Annotated in this window: 16 protein-coding genes; 6 read left to right on the top strand and 10 right to left on the bottom strand. The window is 53.7% G+C overall.

Annotation, left to right across the window (positions count from 1 at the left end; translation table 11 throughout):
* Positions 1 to 17 precede the first annotated feature (17 nt).
* The 7 genes from BMY44_RS05390 to mnmA form a co-directional block, all read right to left on the bottom strand.
* On the bottom strand, positions 18 to 1025 hold the full coding sequence (locus tag BMY44_RS05390; RefSeq protein ID WP_242650489.1) for an alpha/beta fold hydrolase: 1008 nt from the start codon (positions 1023 to 1025) through the stop codon (positions 18 to 20).
* Positions 1000 to 1914 carry a homoserine O-acetyltransferase MetA gene (metA, locus tag BMY44_RS05385; RefSeq protein WP_089991199.1) on the bottom strand — a complete coding sequence of 305 codons (915 nt, stop codon included), beginning with the start codon at positions 1912 to 1914 and terminating at the stop codon, positions 1000 to 1002. Before metA ends, BMY44_RS05390 begins: the two co-directional genes overlap by 26 nt.
* Before the next feature lie 36 nt (positions 1915 to 1950).
* Positions 1951 to 2814: an ATPase gene (locus BMY44_RS05380; protein ID WP_089991196.1), complete on the bottom strand. Its 864-nt coding sequence runs from the start codon at positions 2812 to 2814 to the stop codon at positions 1951 to 1953.
* A gap of 247 nt (positions 2815 to 3061) precedes the next feature.
* On the bottom strand, positions 3062 to 3703 hold the full coding sequence (locus BMY44_RS05375) for a VPLPA-CTERM sorting domain-containing protein (RefSeq protein ID WP_089991193.1): 642 nt from the start codon (positions 3701 to 3703) through the stop codon (positions 3062 to 3064).
* A 260-nt stretch (positions 3704 to 3963) separates the two neighbouring features.
* Positions 3964 to 5169, bottom strand: coding sequence for a lytic murein transglycosylase (locus tag BMY44_RS05370; protein WP_089991190.1), 1206 nt, complete (start codon positions 5167 to 5169; stop codon positions 3964 to 3966).
* A gap of 63 nt (positions 5170 to 5232) precedes the next feature.
* Positions 5233 to 5697, bottom strand: a complete 465-nt coding sequence (locus tag BMY44_RS05365; protein ID WP_089991187.1) for a YHS domain-containing (seleno)protein — start codon at positions 5695 to 5697, stop codon at positions 5233 to 5235.
* Positions 5698 to 5788: 91 nt separating this feature from the next.
* Positions 5789 to 6928: a tRNA 2-thiouridine(34) synthase MnmA gene (gene mnmA, locus BMY44_RS05360; RefSeq protein WP_089991184.1), complete on the bottom strand. Its 1140-nt coding sequence runs from the start codon at positions 6926 to 6928 to the stop codon at positions 5789 to 5791.
* A 131-nt stretch (positions 6929 to 7059) separates the two neighbouring features.
* Here mnmA and sciP point away from each other — a divergent pair, with 131 nt between their 5' ends.
* The 5 genes from sciP to BMY44_RS18460 all read left to right on the top strand — a co-directional run bounded on the left by sciP (position 7060) and on the right by BMY44_RS18460 (position 12737).
* The gene (sciP, locus tag BMY44_RS05355) at positions 7060 to 7338 is read left to right on the top strand and encodes a CtrA inhibitor SciP (RefSeq protein WP_089991181.1); all 279 of its coding nucleotides are present in this window, start codon (positions 7060 to 7062) and stop codon (positions 7336 to 7338) included.
* An 88-nt stretch (positions 7339 to 7426) separates the two neighbouring features.
* Entirely contained in the window at positions 7427 to 8140 is a 714-nt protein-coding gene (gene ctrA, locus BMY44_RS05350) for a response regulator transcription factor CtrA (RefSeq protein WP_089991178.1), read from the top strand.
* 156 nt (positions 8141 to 8296) lie between these two features.
* Positions 8297 to 10423, top strand: a complete 2127-nt coding sequence (gene ligA / locus BMY44_RS05345) for an NAD-dependent DNA ligase LigA (protein WP_089994582.1) — start codon at positions 8297 to 8299, stop codon at positions 10421 to 10423.
* Positions 10420 to 12510 carry an ATP-dependent DNA helicase RecG gene (recG, locus tag BMY44_RS05340; protein ID WP_089991175.1) on the top strand — a complete coding sequence of 697 codons (2091 nt, stop codon included), beginning with the start codon at positions 10420 to 10422 and terminating at the stop codon, positions 12508 to 12510. The genes ligA and recG overlap by 4 nt, the downstream gene beginning before the upstream one ends.
* 104 nt (positions 12511 to 12614) lie before the next feature.
* Positions 12615 to 12737: a hypothetical protein gene (locus tag BMY44_RS18460; RefSeq protein ID WP_278246565.1), complete on the top strand. Its 123-nt coding sequence runs from the start codon at positions 12615 to 12617 to the stop codon at positions 12735 to 12737.
* Between the two features lie 187 nt (positions 12738 to 12924).
* On the opposite strand, the gene BMY44_RS05335 is transcribed toward BMY44_RS18460, so the two are convergent.
* Positions 12925 to 13362, bottom strand: a complete 438-nt coding sequence (locus tag BMY44_RS05335) for an iron-sulfur cluster assembly scaffold protein (protein ID WP_089991173.1) — start codon at positions 13360 to 13362, stop codon at positions 12925 to 12927.
* A 65-nt stretch (positions 13363 to 13427) separates the two neighbouring features.
* Here BMY44_RS05335 and hisI point away from each other — a divergent pair, with 65 nt between their 5' ends.
* Positions 13428 to 13802 carry a phosphoribosyl-AMP cyclohydrolase gene (gene hisI / locus BMY44_RS05330; protein WP_089991171.1) on the top strand — a complete coding sequence of 125 codons (375 nt, stop codon included), beginning with the start codon at positions 13428 to 13430 and terminating at the stop codon, positions 13800 to 13802.
* Here the strand turns inward: hisI and gluQRS are convergent.
* Together gluQRS and BMY44_RS05320 are read right to left on the bottom strand one after the other, a co-directional pair.
* Positions 13771 to 14607, bottom strand: a complete 837-nt coding sequence (gluQRS, locus tag BMY44_RS05325) for a tRNA glutamyl-Q(34) synthetase GluQRS (RefSeq protein ID WP_089991169.1) — start codon at positions 14605 to 14607, stop codon at positions 13771 to 13773. The two genes, hisI and gluQRS, sit on opposite strands and share 32 nt — an antisense overlap.
* Positions 14608 to 14619: 12 nt before the next feature.
* Positions 14620 to 15174: a class I SAM-dependent DNA methyltransferase gene (locus tag BMY44_RS05320; RefSeq protein WP_242650488.1), complete on the bottom strand. Its 555-nt coding sequence runs from the start codon at positions 15172 to 15174 to the stop codon at positions 14620 to 14622.
* Between the last annotated feature and the right edge of the window lie 58 nt (positions 15175 to 15232).

Here is a 15232-nt window from a genome sequence, read left to right as displayed (position 1 = left end):
ATGGGCCGCAGCGCTTCTTAGCGCAATCCGGCACGGCTAGCGGCGCGATCAATCGCGGCAATCGTTGCTTCTGGTTCCGCATGATGTGGCATATGCCCGACTCCGGCCAGTTCCGCCAGATTAAGCGACGTAATGATTTTCTGTGCCTCGTACGGATGAACTGAAATAGGAACCGTTTCGTCAAGATCGCCGTGCACGACCTCAATTGGTAGCTTCAAGTCAGGATATCTTTTCTTCAACTCAACGACATGTGGCCGCAGTGTATTTACCTGACGAACGTTTGCACGGAATGTTACCGGCCGTACAGACAGCGGGCCGCCGACGTAGTTTGCGTAACCTTCAGGAACAGGCTGCGGATTAAATATGCCGGTGATGGCCTGATCAATTTGTGAGTCCGTAGCCAATGCCGAAATCAAAGGTATCGTGACCGCACCACCGAACAAACTTCCGTTGATCGTGTAGTAGCGCCCCAAATCGCCGGGCCAAGGCATCATGACGCCGGCGAGCGAAACGACTGCAGCAGCGTTTACATCATCTTCGCCGTCCAATCCCTGGACGGCCCATGCCATCGCGACAATCCCGCCGAATGAATGGCCAGCAACGATGGGAGACTTAATCCCAAGTTGACGCGCTGCCTCGCGCAGCATTTCGGCCTGTATCTGCGGGCTTTCCCCGTCAGTCGCGAGCGCGCCTTGTTCAACTGCGTCTGGTCGTTCAGTATAACCGAGCCCCGGACGGTCAAAGCACGTCACAGTGTAGCGGTCCTTGAGCATATCGACATGGGCGAAAGTGAATTCGCGCAGATTGCCACCTGCGCCGTGAAGCAGGACCAGATCCGGACCGTTGCCCTCACGCGTATAATGGACCTTCTTACCATTCACTTCGACAAAATCGCCAATGGGCGGATAGGCCTCTTCCGCCGTGCGTTCCCGCCGGTTTGCCAGCGCTTTCGTCGCAATCGTGCCTACCAATAATGCAAGCCCTGCGACCGTAAATGCCCTACGTCCCAATTTCATCCAAATCATACTTCGTTGTTTGATAAATTTCGTTGATCCAGTTTCCATATAGGAGGTGCGCGTGAGATCGCCACCGGTTCAGAGGTTGTTTCGTTGGGTCATCACCAGGATAATAATTCTGTGGGACGTTGATCGGCGTTCCGTTTGCGACGTCCCGATCGTACTCGCCCTTCAACGTAAGATCGTCATATTCAAAGTGATTGAAGATATAGAGCGCACGATGTTTTGTATCCTCGACGAGACAGGGGCCTGCTTCATCCGACGAAATGAGCGTGGTTAGTCCTGCGCTATCAATTTCAGTCTGGCACATCTCGGTCCAGCGACTGACTGGGATCACACAATCGTCGGAAAAGCCGCGGAGATAGGGTGACGCTGGCGCACAATTGTGGTGCCGGAAACATCCGAACGCCTTGGCATCCAAGATGTGCTTTTTGACGGCATGGAAGTGATTGATCATTGCCATGCCGCCCCAACACACCCCAAAGGTCGAATGGACGTTCGTCTGTGTCCAGTCGAAAACCTCTTTCAATTCGTCCCAATAGCTGACTTCTTCGAAGGGTAGATGTTCGATCGGCGCACCTGTGATGATTAGCCCGTCAAATTTCTCAGATTTCACATCCTGAAACGGCTTGTAAAATTCTTCCATGTGCTCAGCCGCAGTGTTCTTTGTCTGATGTTCGGACATGCGGAGCAGCGTCAGTTCGATCTGCAAAGGAGTCGCACCGATCAGACGCGCAAACTGATTTTCTGTGTCGATCTTTTTCGGCATCAGGTTCAACAGGGCGATCCGCAGCGGTCGGATGTCCTGGCGGGCGGCAGTGTCTTCATCAAGAACCATCACGCCTTCACGTGACAGCACATCATAAGCGGGCAGGTTACTGGGCAGTTTGATCGGCATGAGTTTCGTCCTGATAAGGTGGCAGAGATAGGCGGGTTAGCTGCGCATCTCAAGGGCGTCAGCGATCATGCTGACAAAGCCCTCCGTATCGTGAACATGCATGACGGCATCCATTGGCACTTTAATGCCCCAGTTTTCCGCCATTTTCTCATAACGTGGCTGCCGGTGGGCGAGTGCCTTGGCGAAGGCCCAGCGGATGAAATCGTCAGGGTCGACCTTGTCTTCTGCGACATTGAATTCCGCGAGATAGTCCTTCCAGGTTGCCAAAAGGAAAGCCGGGTCATAGGACATTGGCTTAGGTTCCTTGTCAAACCGACGGATCAATTCAGCTGTATGTGCGTCCGTACCTTCGATCCACACCATCAGGGTTTTCGAAGCAAGGTCGGTCAGGACCGGATCCGTTGCATCATCGGCGTCGACCCATTCACAGATCGATCCACCGGTGTCACAAATGAAGTGCGGGTACTGATAGAGAGATACAGCACGATCAATGAAATACCCTGTATCGTGAAGGGCCGCGATCTCCGCTTCCTGAAACTCGTCCTGGCGCCGCGTATATTCATCCCACAGCAGGCCGCCCTTATCTGGATCACCAGGCTTGCCAAGATAAGAGGACATTGGCTTGAGATCATCGAAAGAGATATTCGATCCGATGTAGATAGAATTCGAGCGTAACAGATCGCGCAGAAACGGTACTTTCATCGCCTCACGTTTCGCGTTGTCCGCAATCCGTTCGCCCATGTATCGGGTCCCGATCCGATAATCGATCGAGTAGTGAAACCAGTCGCCCGTATCGCGGAGCATCTTGGACAGATAAGTCTTCCCGAGGCCCGACATGGCGAACAACAGGACGCGTTTTTGCGGGGCGTTGCGCCAGTCTTCTGCAGTTTCGTAAATCATGGAAAGATTGGTAGCGGCACATGATCCGAGATGCGAGGGGCATCAATAGGAGCACGAAAGTTTTGCCGCCAACTATTACAAATTAGCCGATTGCATCAAAAACAAGTCAAACAAACACGGGTGTCCTCACATTCGCAGCAGAAATCGCAAAGTGTTGCGCCAACTCTCGACAAATCAGACAACTTTGCAACAGAACACGAAAGGGCCCAGCTTTAGGCCGGACCCTTTCGCAAACTCTGTTGCTAACTTACGCCGTTTTCCGCTTCTTGCGGCGGCGCATTGCGCCCAACGCAATCAAACCCGTGGGTAAAAGAAGCATGCCAGCAGGAACTGGAACGGGTGACACTGAGCTTGCCGTGATGACGCGCACCCAGTCGCCGGGCTCTGTAACATGCATGCCAACGTTCACGCTGAACATGCCTCCTACAACATTGATGAAATCGGCAGTATCGCTGCCTTCAAGGCCACGATTGTCCCCATAGTTGCCTCCGGTATAGGTCACAGGGCCATTTACGATTCCGTCTGAGGCAAAGAGGTTGGTCCCGGCTTGACTGGACATAATGCCAAGGATCATCTCGCTGAAAGTGAACGTCGCGGTATCAGTCACATCTGTTCGTCCACGGGTATTCAGGAAAATCATATGACTATCTACCCGCGTACCTGCAGAAATCGGCGTGCCGCCGTCAACGCCCAGATCGGCCAACAAAAGCACATCAACGCCTTCATTGAACGCTTGAATCGAACTGTTTGTTGGATTGTCTTCACCAACGTTAAGTGGCGATGCAATCACCGTCCCTCCGTTGGACGCCGTGATTGTCGCCGCTGACACTGCACCAGCTGACAAAAATGCTGCTGCAAAAGCGATGGAACTAAGCTTAAAAAAATTCATGAATTTAACTCCCCTTTAAAACCGATTCGATATTTACCTTGCGTTAACTTATAGCGAATCAGGAGAATCACAAAATGTTGTGAAAAAAATGGGCTATCAGGTGATCTTAAGATCTTCATAAATTACTGAGATCAAAGGTGTTCTGTTGACCAGCCCAGAATGCCAAAACCAATGTGGGTGTTGCCACGCAAATTTGACCTTTGTGGGTGTGGTTGCACGAAATTGGGTGCTTGAAGCTGTTGCTTCTAATTACTGAAAATCTAGCGGATCAGCAGATCCTTGCTCGGAAAGCACGTCGGAGTTGCACCCTCCGTCTCTTGCCACCGTCCAATCGACTGCCGTGTCTTGAAACCAACCAGCCCGTCGGCCCCACCCACGTCGTGGCCCATGCCTTCCAATGACGTTTGCAGCGCAACAACGTCACTGCGCAACAGCGTATCAACCGGCCGCCATTGTCCGATGAAATCGCCCACGCCGAAGTCAATTCGATCCCCCACATGCCCCACGAACAACGCATAGACGTCGGATGTGTTATATTCCTTCAGCACATAGAAATTGGGCGTCACGATAAAAGCCGGCCCCAGCCGCCCGGCAGGCAGCATCAGATAACCTTCGCCATTCATTTCATTTTCAGGAAACGGCCGTCCCGATATCCGGGCGATCCCCATCGCGTCCCATTCCCGGATGGGCCTCCCCTGGTCTGGTCCTTCCAACGTACAAGAGACAGACGCGGGTAAGGCAACCTCAAAGCCCCAGTCGCGACTTGACTGCCAGCCCTTGTTCTCAAGATAGGCCGCAATAGATGCGAGCGTGTCTGGAGCCGACCCCCAAATATCCGCACGTCCATCACCGTCGCCGTCCCGCGCATAGGCAAGATAGCTGGACGGCATGAATTGTGGTTGGCCCAGCGCGCCCGCCCAGCTGCTTCGAAGGGGCGTAGGCGCACGACCGCTTTCCGCAATTTTCAGCGCTGCGATCAGTTCAGATCGGAAATAAGAGGAGCGCGTTGCGGCAAACGCCTTGGTTGCCAGAACTTCAAAGGCATCATGGGGGATTGCCGCCCGACCATAGCTACTTTCCCGCCCCCATATCGCAAGAAGGATACGACCCGGCACGCCCGTTTCGGCTTCAATGCGGGCGAGGGTCGCTGCGTGACGTTGTGCCTCTTCACGACCGATGCGCGTGGCGGCGCCAACCACGCTGGCCTCGAAATAGCGCGATGGCGCACCGAATTCCGTCTGACGCTGCTGCCCTTGTTCAGCCGGTGGGACCAGATCAGGCAGGTCCCAATTTAGTCTCACACGCGAAAGTGCGCTATCAAAAGTCTTCCGCGAAACACCTGCATTGGCGGCTTCGGGCCATACCGCTATTTCAAGCCAAGTCTCAAAGTCCGCTTCACGTTCTGCCCGCGTCTGGGCCGAAAGGAGCCCTGGCAAAACAACAAGTAGGAACAGGAAATTGCGCATGAGGCAAATCTAAAGAACGACGGATCAGGTGCAATCCGATTTCCGCCAGTTGGCATTGATATGTCAGTTGAGAACGTCGGGCCAGTTCGCGTCCGCTGAATCGATGTATCCTGGGATGTCTTCCTCCCAACGACGCTGGATACCAGTGGAAAAGTTCAAATAGAGCTTACCGTCGACAATTTTCCAGGCCTCCGGAACCGTCGAGGCAGTTGAACCATTTGCCACAGCGTAAGCACAGAAGCCGCCATATTGCGGTGCATAAGTCTCGGGGTCTGCCGCAAAGGTATCGCGATTTTCTGCCGAAGAGAATTGCCATGTAGCGCCCATCCAATCATGTGTGTGCGCCGGTAGTCCCGCAACTGGCTGACCTTCGGTGAAATAGGCAACAACGTCCGTACCATCCACTGCGATTCCATCATGACTGTAGACCGATCCCTCGTCAGCGGAGGCGGGCCAGATATAGACGCCAATTGCAACTGCAGGGACAAGGATAAGACCAGCGATGGCCGCCCGGCGTGACATAGACATGTGTGGCTCCTTGTCTTAGCTTTCAGTTCATCCAGAAGTGCGCCAAAGTGGATTTCATTACTAGCCGTCACACGCCCTTGTGAAATCCATGTCAATGTCCACGCCAGATCCAACCACCACCCAAGACGCGACTTCCGTCAGGATCATAAAAGACACAAGCCTGTCCCGGAGAAACGCCTTCTTCTGCCACCAATAGCTCAACCTCAGCCTCGGTTTCACTGAGTGGACGCAAGACCGCATCGACAGGCGGACGGGTCGAACGCACTTTGACTGCGACTTGATGCTCGACCTTATCCAAGAAGCGACCACCACCTATCCAGTTAATTTCCTGAAGTGGCACCCGGCGCGTTGCCAGCATCGCCTTCGGGCCAACGACAACCTGCTTGGCTTCGACATCCAGCTTCACAACATAAAGTGGGTCGGCCAAACCACCGATACCAAGCCCTCGGCGTTGGCCGATCGTGTAATGGATGACTCCTTTGTGCTGACCCAACACATTACCGTCGATATCGACGATCTCCCCTGGAACAGCAGCGCCAGGCCGCAGCTTTTGGATGACGGCTGCATAATCACCGTTGGGGACAAAACAGATATCCTGACTGTCTGGCTTGTCGGCAACGGGTAGTCCGTATTTCACTGCAAGTGCACGTGTTTCATCTTTTGACGCGTGATGTCCCAAAGGAAAGCGCAAATATTCGAGTTGATCTTGAGTGGTTGAGAACAGGAAATAACTTTGGTCCTTGGCCGGGTCTGCTGCACAGTGCAGTTCGGCCCTATCACCGCCCATCATACGCTGAATATAGTGACCGGTCGCCATGCAATCTGCATCCAGATCCTTTGCGGTTTCCAGCAGGTCCTTGAACTTCACACGCTCGTTGCACCTGATGCAAGGGACAGGTGTTGCACCACCAAGGTAACTGTCAGCAAACTCGTCCATGACTGCTTCGCGAAACGTATTCTCGTAGTCAAGAACGTAGTGCGGAAAACCCATTTCTTCTGCAACCCGACGCGCGTCATGGATATCACGTCCAGCACAACAAGCTCCTTTTTTTGCTAACGCCGCACCATGGTCGTAAAGCTGAAGCGTGACCCCGACGACGTCGTAGCCTTCTTCGGCCAGCATCGCGGCAACGACTGAACTATCCACACCGCCCGACATCGCAACGACTACACGTGTGTCAGCAGGTGGCTTGGCGAAACCAAGAGAATTGAGCGAGGGATCCAGCGGCATGGTGTCGGCCTTTGTCGGGTTTTGAGCCAAATATAGGAAAATGGGATCTATATCCAACCCGCTGGCTATACCAGTCGTTAAATCATTTGGTTCAAAAGGAGGCACCCGAGGATCAGAGAGAGCAGAGAAAGATGTATTTACGCAAGATCGAAGGGCCCCGATCAGTCACGCTACCCGATGGTAGCGTCATGACACGGGCAGATTTGCCCCCTGCAAATATCAAGAGATGGGTCGCATCGCGCAAGGCAGCCGTGATTACGGCAGTGCATGCTGGCCTGCTGACCCGCAAAGCCGCACTCGAAATGTACGCCTTGTCAGAAGAAGAATTTACCGAGTGGGAAGGCGCAGTTCGTGAACACGGAGTCGATGCACTAAAGACAACGTCGCTACAAAGGTATAGACAACCATAGGGCGAGTCGCAAAAACGTGTTCGAAGTAACCTGAGATTAACCATTGACTGGCAATGATGTGCGCGAGCCCCCAGAACGGAGAAGCTGAATGCGCATTCTACTTGTCGAAGACGATCCTACCACAGCCAAAAGCATCGAAATGATGCTAAGCCACGCAAACCTGAATGTGTATGCGACTGACATGGGAGAGGAGGGGATCGATCTCGCCAAACTCTATGACTACGATCTCATTCTTCTCGACATAAATTTGCCTGATATCAACGGGCACGAGGTTTTACGCCAGCTTCGCCTGTCACGTATCGAAACACCGATCCTGATCTTGTCTGGCGAAGATGACACAGAAAACAAGCTGAAAAGCTTTGGCTTCGGTGCCGATGACTATCTGACCAAACCATTCCACCGTGAAGAATTGGTCGCACGGATTCACGCAATTATCCGCAGATCAAAGGGGCATGCCCAATCAACTATCAAAACAGGTGACATAAACGTCAATCTTGACGCGAAAACCGTCGATGTGGACGGCAAAACTGTACATCTGACAGGCAAGGAATACCAGATGCTGGAACTGCTATCCTTACGCAAAGGAACTACGCTCACGAAAGAGATGTTCCTTAATCACCTCTATGGTGGCATGGATGAACCAGAGCTGAAGATCATTGACGTGTTCATCTGCAAGTTGCGTAAGAAACTTGCAGAAGCAACGAATGGTGCATCCTACATCGAAACGGTTTGGGGCAGAGGCTACGTTTTACGCGACCCAGACCCAGTTTCGGAAAAGACCAGACTGGCCGTCGGTGCCTGACTACGAACGAAAGAAATCGGTGGCTTACCCAACGTCCTAACGGCTGGACGATCCCAACGCACGGACCTAAAACTGAAGGCAGGCGAATAATGCGCCAGTCTTCAGCGGCGGGGGTAACACGTGCCAGGCGACACTGATCAGCAATCAATTCGCGATATTAATCGACGGACACCCATCGAAAATCTGGACGACGAAAAGGCTGCTGCGGAACTTGCCGCACTTGCCGACATACTTTCCGCCGCGAATGCTGCATATCATCGCGATGATGCCCCCACGATCAGCGACTCAGAATTTGATGCGTTGAAGCGGCGCAATGCTGCGATCGAAGAGCGCTTTCCCCACCTCAAGCGCGCGGACAGTGCGACGGAGCTGGTTGGGGCACCGGTTGGTTCGGGGTTCGGCAAGGTCAAACATGCGGTTCGTATGCTATCGCTTGGCAATGCCTTTAGTGACGAAGACGTGCTGGATTTTGTCGAAAGTGTACGTAAATACCTTGGGTTCAACCAAGACGATCGGTGCGACTTCACCGCGGAGCCTAAAATCGACGGTCTTTCACTGTCATTGAGATACGAACAAGGGCAGCTGATCTACGCTGCAACACGCGGAGACGGCGAAACGGGCGAAAACGTCACCGCCAATGCGCGCACTATCGCGGAAATCCCTGCCAAGATCGATAACGCGCCAGATATTCTGGAAGTCCGTGGCGAAGTTTATATGGGCCACACTGATTTCGCTGAGCTTAATGCGCGACAGGATGCTGCGGGCGAAAAGGTTTTTGCGAACCCCCGCAATGCAGCAGCCGGGTCTCTCAGACAGCGTAACGTCGACGTCACGAAATCGCGGCCACTGCGATATTTTGCATATGCATGGGGTGAAATTTCCGAGCCGTTCGCAGCCAGCCAATTTGATGCGATAAAGAAATTGGAGGAGTTTGGTTTCACGACAAATCCGCTCACAAAACGATGCGAAACACCCGAACAGATGATCTCCCACTATCACGAGATCGAAGAGAACCGTGCCAATCTTGGATATGACATCGATGGGGTCGTCTACAAAGTGAACGATCTTGATCTGCAGCGTCGGTTGGGATTCAGATCAACAACTCCCCGCTGGGCCATCGCGCATAAATTTCCAGCTGAGTTGGCGTGGACGAGATTGAACGCCATCGACATTCAAGTCGGTCGGACTGGTGCGCTGTCACCGGTCGCGCGCCTAGAACCGATCACGGTTGGTGGCGTCGTTGTCTCAAACGCGACGCTACACAACGAAGATTATATCGCTGGACGGGGCGGGGATGGTGGGGATATTCGCGATGGGCGGGACATCCGCGTTGGTGATTGGGTCCAAGTCTATCGAGCTGGCGATGTAATCCCTAAAATCAAGGACGTCGACCTCAAGAGGCGCCTCGAAGCGGCAGAACCCTTTATTTTTCCAGACAAATGTCCAGAATGCGGATCGCCCGCGCTGCGCGAAGAAGGCGATGCCGTCCGTCGTTGTACGGGCGGACTGATTTGCCCAGCGCAGGCTGTCGAACGGCTGAAGCACTTCGTTGGCCGGGCTGCGTTCGATATAGAAGGACTTGGCGCGAAACAGGTTGAGTATTTCTACTATGACGACGTTCTACCGATCAGAACACCCGTAGATATTTTTACGCTTGCCCGTCGGGATGCGGACAACGTCTCGAAGCTCGAAAACCGGGACGGTTTCGGAAAAACAAGTGCCAACAAGCTATTTGCGGCCATCGAAGAACGGCGCAATATCTCGCTGAATAGAATGATATTTGCCTTGGGCATTCGGCATGTGGGAGAGGCCGCCGCGCAAACGCTAGCCATTCATTATGGCAGTTGGGCCGCGTTCGCAAAAGCGATGGACGTGGCCAAGATTGGTCAAGGAGAGGCTTGGGAAGACCTTTTGGCTGTCGATGGCATTGGTGCCGTCATGGCGACAAGTGTCATTAACGCGATGCAAAATCCGGAGGAGCGTCTGAGCATTGATGCCTTGGTGGCAGAACTGGATATCGTGGATGTCAGTGCGCCCGATACGTCAGGCAGCCCTGTTGCCGGGAAGACCGTTGTCTTTACAGGCGCGCTCGAAAAAATGACCCGGGCTGAGGCGAAATCGCGCGCAGAGGCGCTTGGTGCGAAAGTGTCGGGATCAGTCAGTGGCAAGACAGATTTACTGGTTGCAGGCCCCGGTGCCGGATCGAAGGTGAAGAAGGCTTCTGAACTGGGGATCGAGACGATTGACGAGGATGCTTGGCTTGACCTGATCGGTGACGCATGACCGGCCGGCCGGAGTCGCTATTTCCGCTGTTCGGGGCGATGACGGCGCTTGATGGAGTCGGGCCGAAAATCGCACAGATATTCCAGTCCATCCACATCGAAAAACCGCGTGACCTATTGCTAACCCTACCGCATAGCGGTGTTGATCGACATCAGCGAAGCTCTATTAGGGACATCGTACCGCCTGCCGTCGCGACGGTTGCGGTCACAGTGCAAGACCATATCCCCAATACAACAAAGGGTCGTCCGTACCGGATCAATGTAAGCGATGCTGAAACAAGCTTTCAGCTTGTCTTTTTCCATGCCCGTGCAGACTACTTGAAAAAACTGCTTCCCACGGGGCAGAAACGGCTTGTTTCAGGCAGAGTCGAATTGTTTGATGGCCTCGCGCAGATGGTTCATCCGGATCACATTCTTGAATTAAACGCCGCGCAAAACATCCCGGAATTCGAACCTATTTACCCCCTGACGGCAGGCATCACGCAAAAGACCATGTTCAAGGCGACCCGGTCTGCCCTTGCGCTTGTACCAAACCTGCCCGAGTGGATCGACCCACCGCTCAAGCAACGTGAGGTGTGGCCTGATTGGCATGTTGCGCTGCAATCAGCCCATGAACCGCTGGCAACGACCGATCTGTCGCCGCATGCTCAAGCACGCGCGCGGTTGGCCTATGATGAACTATTGGCGCATCAGCTGACCCTTGCACTTGCCCGCGCGAAAGTACGTCGTGCAAAAGGCACTGCTTCCAAGGCAACTGGAAAGCTACAAAAAACCGTCTTGGATGAATTGCCATACACGCCTACAGGCGCGCAGACCCGCGCAATCCGGGAAATTTTGGATGATTTGGCAACTCCGTTGCGAATGAACCGTCTTCTGCAAGGCGATGTCGGCGCGGGCAAAACACTCGTCGCTTTGATGGCGCTTCTCGGTGTGGTCGAGGCAGGAGGGCAAGGTGTAATGATGGCCCCGACCGAAATTCTGGCGCGACAGCACCTTGATGGTCTGCGACCATCCGCTGAAAAGGCTGGTGTCGTTGTGGACATCCTGACCGGGCGTGACAAAGGGGCAGATCGTCAAAAAAAACTGAAAGCGCTGATTGACGGCGATATTCAAATTCTCGTTGGCACGCACGCGGTATTTCAGAAAGATGTGTTCTTCAAAGACTTACGCCTTGCCGTGGTTGACGAGCAACATCGCTTCGGCGTCGCGCAACGCATGGAGCTTGGGGCGAAAGGACATGCGGTAGATGTGCTGGTCATGACAGCGACGCCTATTCCGCGTTCTCTGGCCCTGGCCCAGTACGGCGACATGGATGTTTCCATCCTTGACGAAAAACCACCCGGCAGGACCCCTGTGAAAACAGCGTTGATATCAACTGAAAGGATGGACGAGGTAATCGCGAAACTGCGCCGTGCGGTGGAGGAGGGCAAGCAAGCCTATTGGGTTTGTCCGCTCGTCGAGGAAAGCGAAGTCAGCGACATGACTGCGGCAGAAGAACGGTTCAAGAGCTTGCGCGCTGCACTCGGCGAAGATGTTGTCGGCCTTGTTCACGGCCAGATGCCACCCGCTGAAAAGGATGCAGCAATGGCAAGATTCATCGCCGGGGAAACCTCTGTTTTGGTTGCGACGACGGTAATTGAGGTTGGTGTCGATGTGCCAAACGCCTCTATCATGATGATCGAACGTGCAGAAAGTTTTGGTCTGGCACAGTTGCATCAATTGCGAGGTCGCGTCGGCCGCGGATCTGCGGCGTCTACCTGCTTGCTGATCTATCAAGCCCCGCTGACCGACGGTGGTCGGCGGAGATTAGAAATCTTGCGTGAAACTGAGGACGGCTTCCGTATTTCCGAGGAAGACCTGGCGATGCGTGGGGCAGGGGATGTGATCGGTACCGCACAGTCTGGCTTACCTCGGTTCCGGATCGCGGACCTTGAACGACAGGCCGACCTCATGAAACTTGCGCAAAGCGATGCCCGTAAACTCTTAAATGATGACCCATCACTTTCGACACCTCGAGGCGAAGCGGCGCGCACCTTGCTTTGGTTAATGGAGCAAGAGAAGGCTATTCGTTTAATTTCAGTGGGTTAACGCTGGGCGTACCATTTTGTTCACAAATGTTCTTAAAAAGTTCTTTACAGGGTAAATGCAATATGAGAACAAAGTGGCAACAGAAACGAATGCAGGAGCAGGCAATGACAAAGGATATCAAATCAGCGATCAAGCGATCGCAGGATACGATTATCGCGGACGCATTGGGTGCTGTTGCTTTGCTCGTGATGCTGTTTGTCGGGTTATCCCTGCCTGGGATGATCTGACCTGCCCAGCGTCCTTTTGGTCGGCATTTAGCGCTGCCTGTCCCACACGTGCGCTAGAAGACCTGCCTGTCTTTAAGTCCTATTTAGTGGGGTTTTGCCTCCCCCTTGGACTCCGATCAAAGGCCCGCTTTCCTGCCGCCGCCATCCTTGTCCCGGATGTGCGGCGGTTTTTTCTTTGACGATGCTGTCAGTCGATTGCGTCAAGTGCTTCGACGGTCGCATCAAGCGCGAGCATTATTGATGCATGACGGTTCTTGTAATCCTTCGCTGGCAAAAGAACTTCAAGTCCGTTGAATGGCGCGTCAGGCACCGGTCCGTCTTCTTTCAACATTGCAAAGAGCTGATCGCGCCCCTTGCGCACAGCAGGAGCGTCCAGCCCGACGACATTCGCACCGATAACTGATGCAGCAGCCTGACCAAGTGCACACGCTTTGACATCCTGAGAGTATTCGCTGATTTTTCCATCGGCGACATTAATATCGACAGTCACCGTCGATCCGCAAAGTGGAGAGCGTTTCTTGACCGAAGCATCTGGTGCTGGCAAACGACCGACATGCGGAATGTCTGCAGCGAGTTCGAGAATTCGCTGGGAATAGAGTTTCATCAGGTCGGTTTCGAGCGACATACATTTGCCCTTCCAGATACGTCATTCTAGATAGGCCGCAGCCCAGAACTTGCAAAGGAAAAACAATGGCCTTCGATACAGCGTCGCTCAAGTTCAATTCCAACGGACTGATTCCCGCAATTGCGCAAGACGCCAACTCCGGTGAAGTTCTCATGATGGCATGGATGAATGCTGACAGCATTTCAAAGACGCTCGAAAGCGGGCAGGTGACCTATTGGTCTAGATCGAGACAAGAATATTGGGTAAAGGGGGCGACTAGCGGCAACACTCAAACCCTTGTTGATCTCCGCATCGATTGTGACCGCGATTGCCTGCTGATCGAAGTCAAACAAGAAGGTCCGGCTTGCCATACCGGTCGCCGCACCTGCTTCTTTACGGCTGTTCGAAACGGGAACGAAGTTGAAATCGTCACCGTGGCGGAAGATTCAGAAGCTCCCTGATACCTTCTGGTGTGACACCGGCATCGCGATATTTCGTGATTGCCCGCGCGTCATCGCGTTTTGCAAGACGCTTTCCAGCCTCATCACGGATCAGCTTGTGATGGTGATAAACTGGGGTCGGCAATCCGAGAAGGGACTGCAGTAAGACGTGAATTGGTGTCGCAGGCGCTAGATCTTTCCCGCGGACAACGTGCGATACTTGCTGCTCCGCATCATCAACGACTACGGAGAGATGGTACGAAGTGCCCATGTCCCGCCGGGCCAGTACAACGTCGCCGATTGAAGTAATCAGCGTCTCCGGCAAAAACGTGTGTTTCTTTGCGATGCCTACTTCTTCAATGAAGCTAATCTTGCGAGCCGCTTTTGACATATCAAGACGCAACACAGCATCTGGCATCGCGGCTTGCTTCGACCTATCCCGGCATGTCCCAGGGTAGATCAACCCATCGGGTCCATGCAGCGGGGCACCTTCTTGCGGTGCCCCAAGAGCGTCTTGAACATCGCGGCGCGAACATGTGCATGGGTAGAGAAGGTCCAAACTCCACAGCCTCTCCAGTGCTGCCTTGTATTCATTTGCACGCTCTGATTGCCGCATGACAGGTTCGGGCCAACTTAGGCCAAGCCATGTCAGATCGTCGTAAATCTGCGCTGCCCATTCCGGGCGGGACCGGCTTTGGTCGATGTCTTCAATCCTTAAAAGAAAAGTGCCACTGGCGACCATTGCCATGTCATGCGCAAGCAGAGCGGAATAAGCATGACCAAGGTGGAGTGGACCCGTTGGGGAAGGCGCAAATCGCGTAATCATTTTTGCGCCTGCTCAGTTCCGTCGGGCGACGATAACGTCAGCACCCATCTTCATATCATCAAGGTGTGGACCATGCTCTCGCGACAGGATTGTCAGCGCGCCATCGGAAACGAGCTTCGAAAGTACGGCATCGTACCTTCCATCTTCGAGTGTAGGATCGTTGAAGGAAAACGCAAGAAGGTTACCTGAAGACAGGCTCGCTAGAACTATGGAAAGCGATTCGGGCGGCGCGGCACCTAGGCTAATAACACCTGTCGCGACAATCGCCTTGTACGAGCCAGCCGGGCAGGGCGGTTGCCCCGGTGTTCCGACCCAGACCCTTTCATAGATATTCTTCGCACGGGCTTGTTCAGCCATTTCCGCAGTAATATCAACCCCGTGTATTGGGTCAAATCCCAGACTATTCAGCGCCTTACCGGATAGTCCCGTCCCGCATCCGAAATCGAGAACCGGTCCGTCCTCTGACATCTGGGTGCGAAGGGCCTGCGCGACGCGCTGCGGAGTATGATAGCCGCGCTTCGCAAGGTCAGCGTCATAGCTTTCGGCCCAATCACTATAGACCGCCATCGTTTCCGCCACTGGGCGTGGCGTCCATAGCTTCGGTTTCAGAGGATCCTTGTCAGAC

The organism is Cognatiyoonia koreensis, from assembly GCF_900109295.1.
Classification (GTDB): Bacteria; Pseudomonadota; Alphaproteobacteria; order Rhodobacterales; family Rhodobacteraceae; genus Cognatiyoonia; species Cognatiyoonia koreensis.
This window is presented reverse-complemented; position numbering and strand designations above follow the sequence as displayed.

Coding starts and splice junctions, on each gene's coding strand:
- BMY44_RS05380 (WP_089991196.1), bottom strand. CDS start 2,814: ATGATTTACGAAACTGCAGAAGACTGGCGCAACGCCCCGCAAAAACGC.
- recG (WP_089991175.1), top strand. CDS start 10,420: ATGACCGGCCGGCCGGAGTCGCTATTTCCGCTGTTCGGGGCGATGACG.
- BMY44_RS05320 (WP_242650488.1), bottom strand. CDS start 15,174: ATGGCGGTCTATAGTGATTGGGCCGAAAGCTATGACGCTGACCTTGCG.
- BMY44_RS05335 (WP_089991173.1), bottom strand. CDS start 13,362: ATGTCGCTCGAAACCGACCTGATGAAACTCTATTCCCAGCGAATTCTC.
- BMY44_RS18460 (WP_278246565.1), top strand. CDS start 12,615: ATGACAAAGGATATCAAATCAGCGATCAAGCGATCGCAGGATACGATT.
- BMY44_RS05390 (WP_242650489.1), bottom strand. CDS start 1,025: ATGATTTGGATGAAATTGGGACGTAGGGCATTTACGGTCGCAGGGCTT.
- BMY44_RS05365 (WP_089991187.1), bottom strand. CDS start 5,697: ATGTCTATGTCACGCCGGGCGGCCATCGCTGGTCTTATCCTTGTCCCT.
- mnmA (WP_089991184.1), bottom strand. CDS start 6,928: ATGCCGCTGGATCCCTCGCTCAATTCTCTTGGTTTCGCCAAGCCACCT.
- BMY44_RS05370 (WP_089991190.1), bottom strand. CDS start 5,169: ATGCGCAATTTCCTGTTCCTACTTGTTGTTTTGCCAGGGCTCCTTTCG.
- sciP (WP_089991181.1), top strand. CDS start 7,060: ATGTATTTACGCAAGATCGAAGGGCCCCGATCAGTCACGCTACCCGAT.
- ctrA (WP_089991178.1), top strand. CDS start 7,427: ATGCGCATTCTACTTGTCGAAGACGATCCTACCACAGCCAAAAGCATC.
- gluQRS (WP_089991169.1), bottom strand. CDS start 14,607: ATGATTACGCGATTTGCGCCTTCCCCAACGGGTCCACTCCACCTTGGT.
- metA (WP_089991199.1), bottom strand. CDS start 1,914: ATGCCGATCAAACTGCCCAGTAACCTGCCCGCTTATGATGTGCTGTCA.
- BMY44_RS05375 (WP_089991193.1), bottom strand. CDS start 3,703: ATGAATTTTTTTAAGCTTAGTTCCATCGCTTTTGCAGCAGCATTTTTG.
- hisI (WP_089991171.1), top strand. CDS start 13,428: ATGGCCTTCGATACAGCGTCGCTCAAGTTCAATTCCAACGGACTGATT.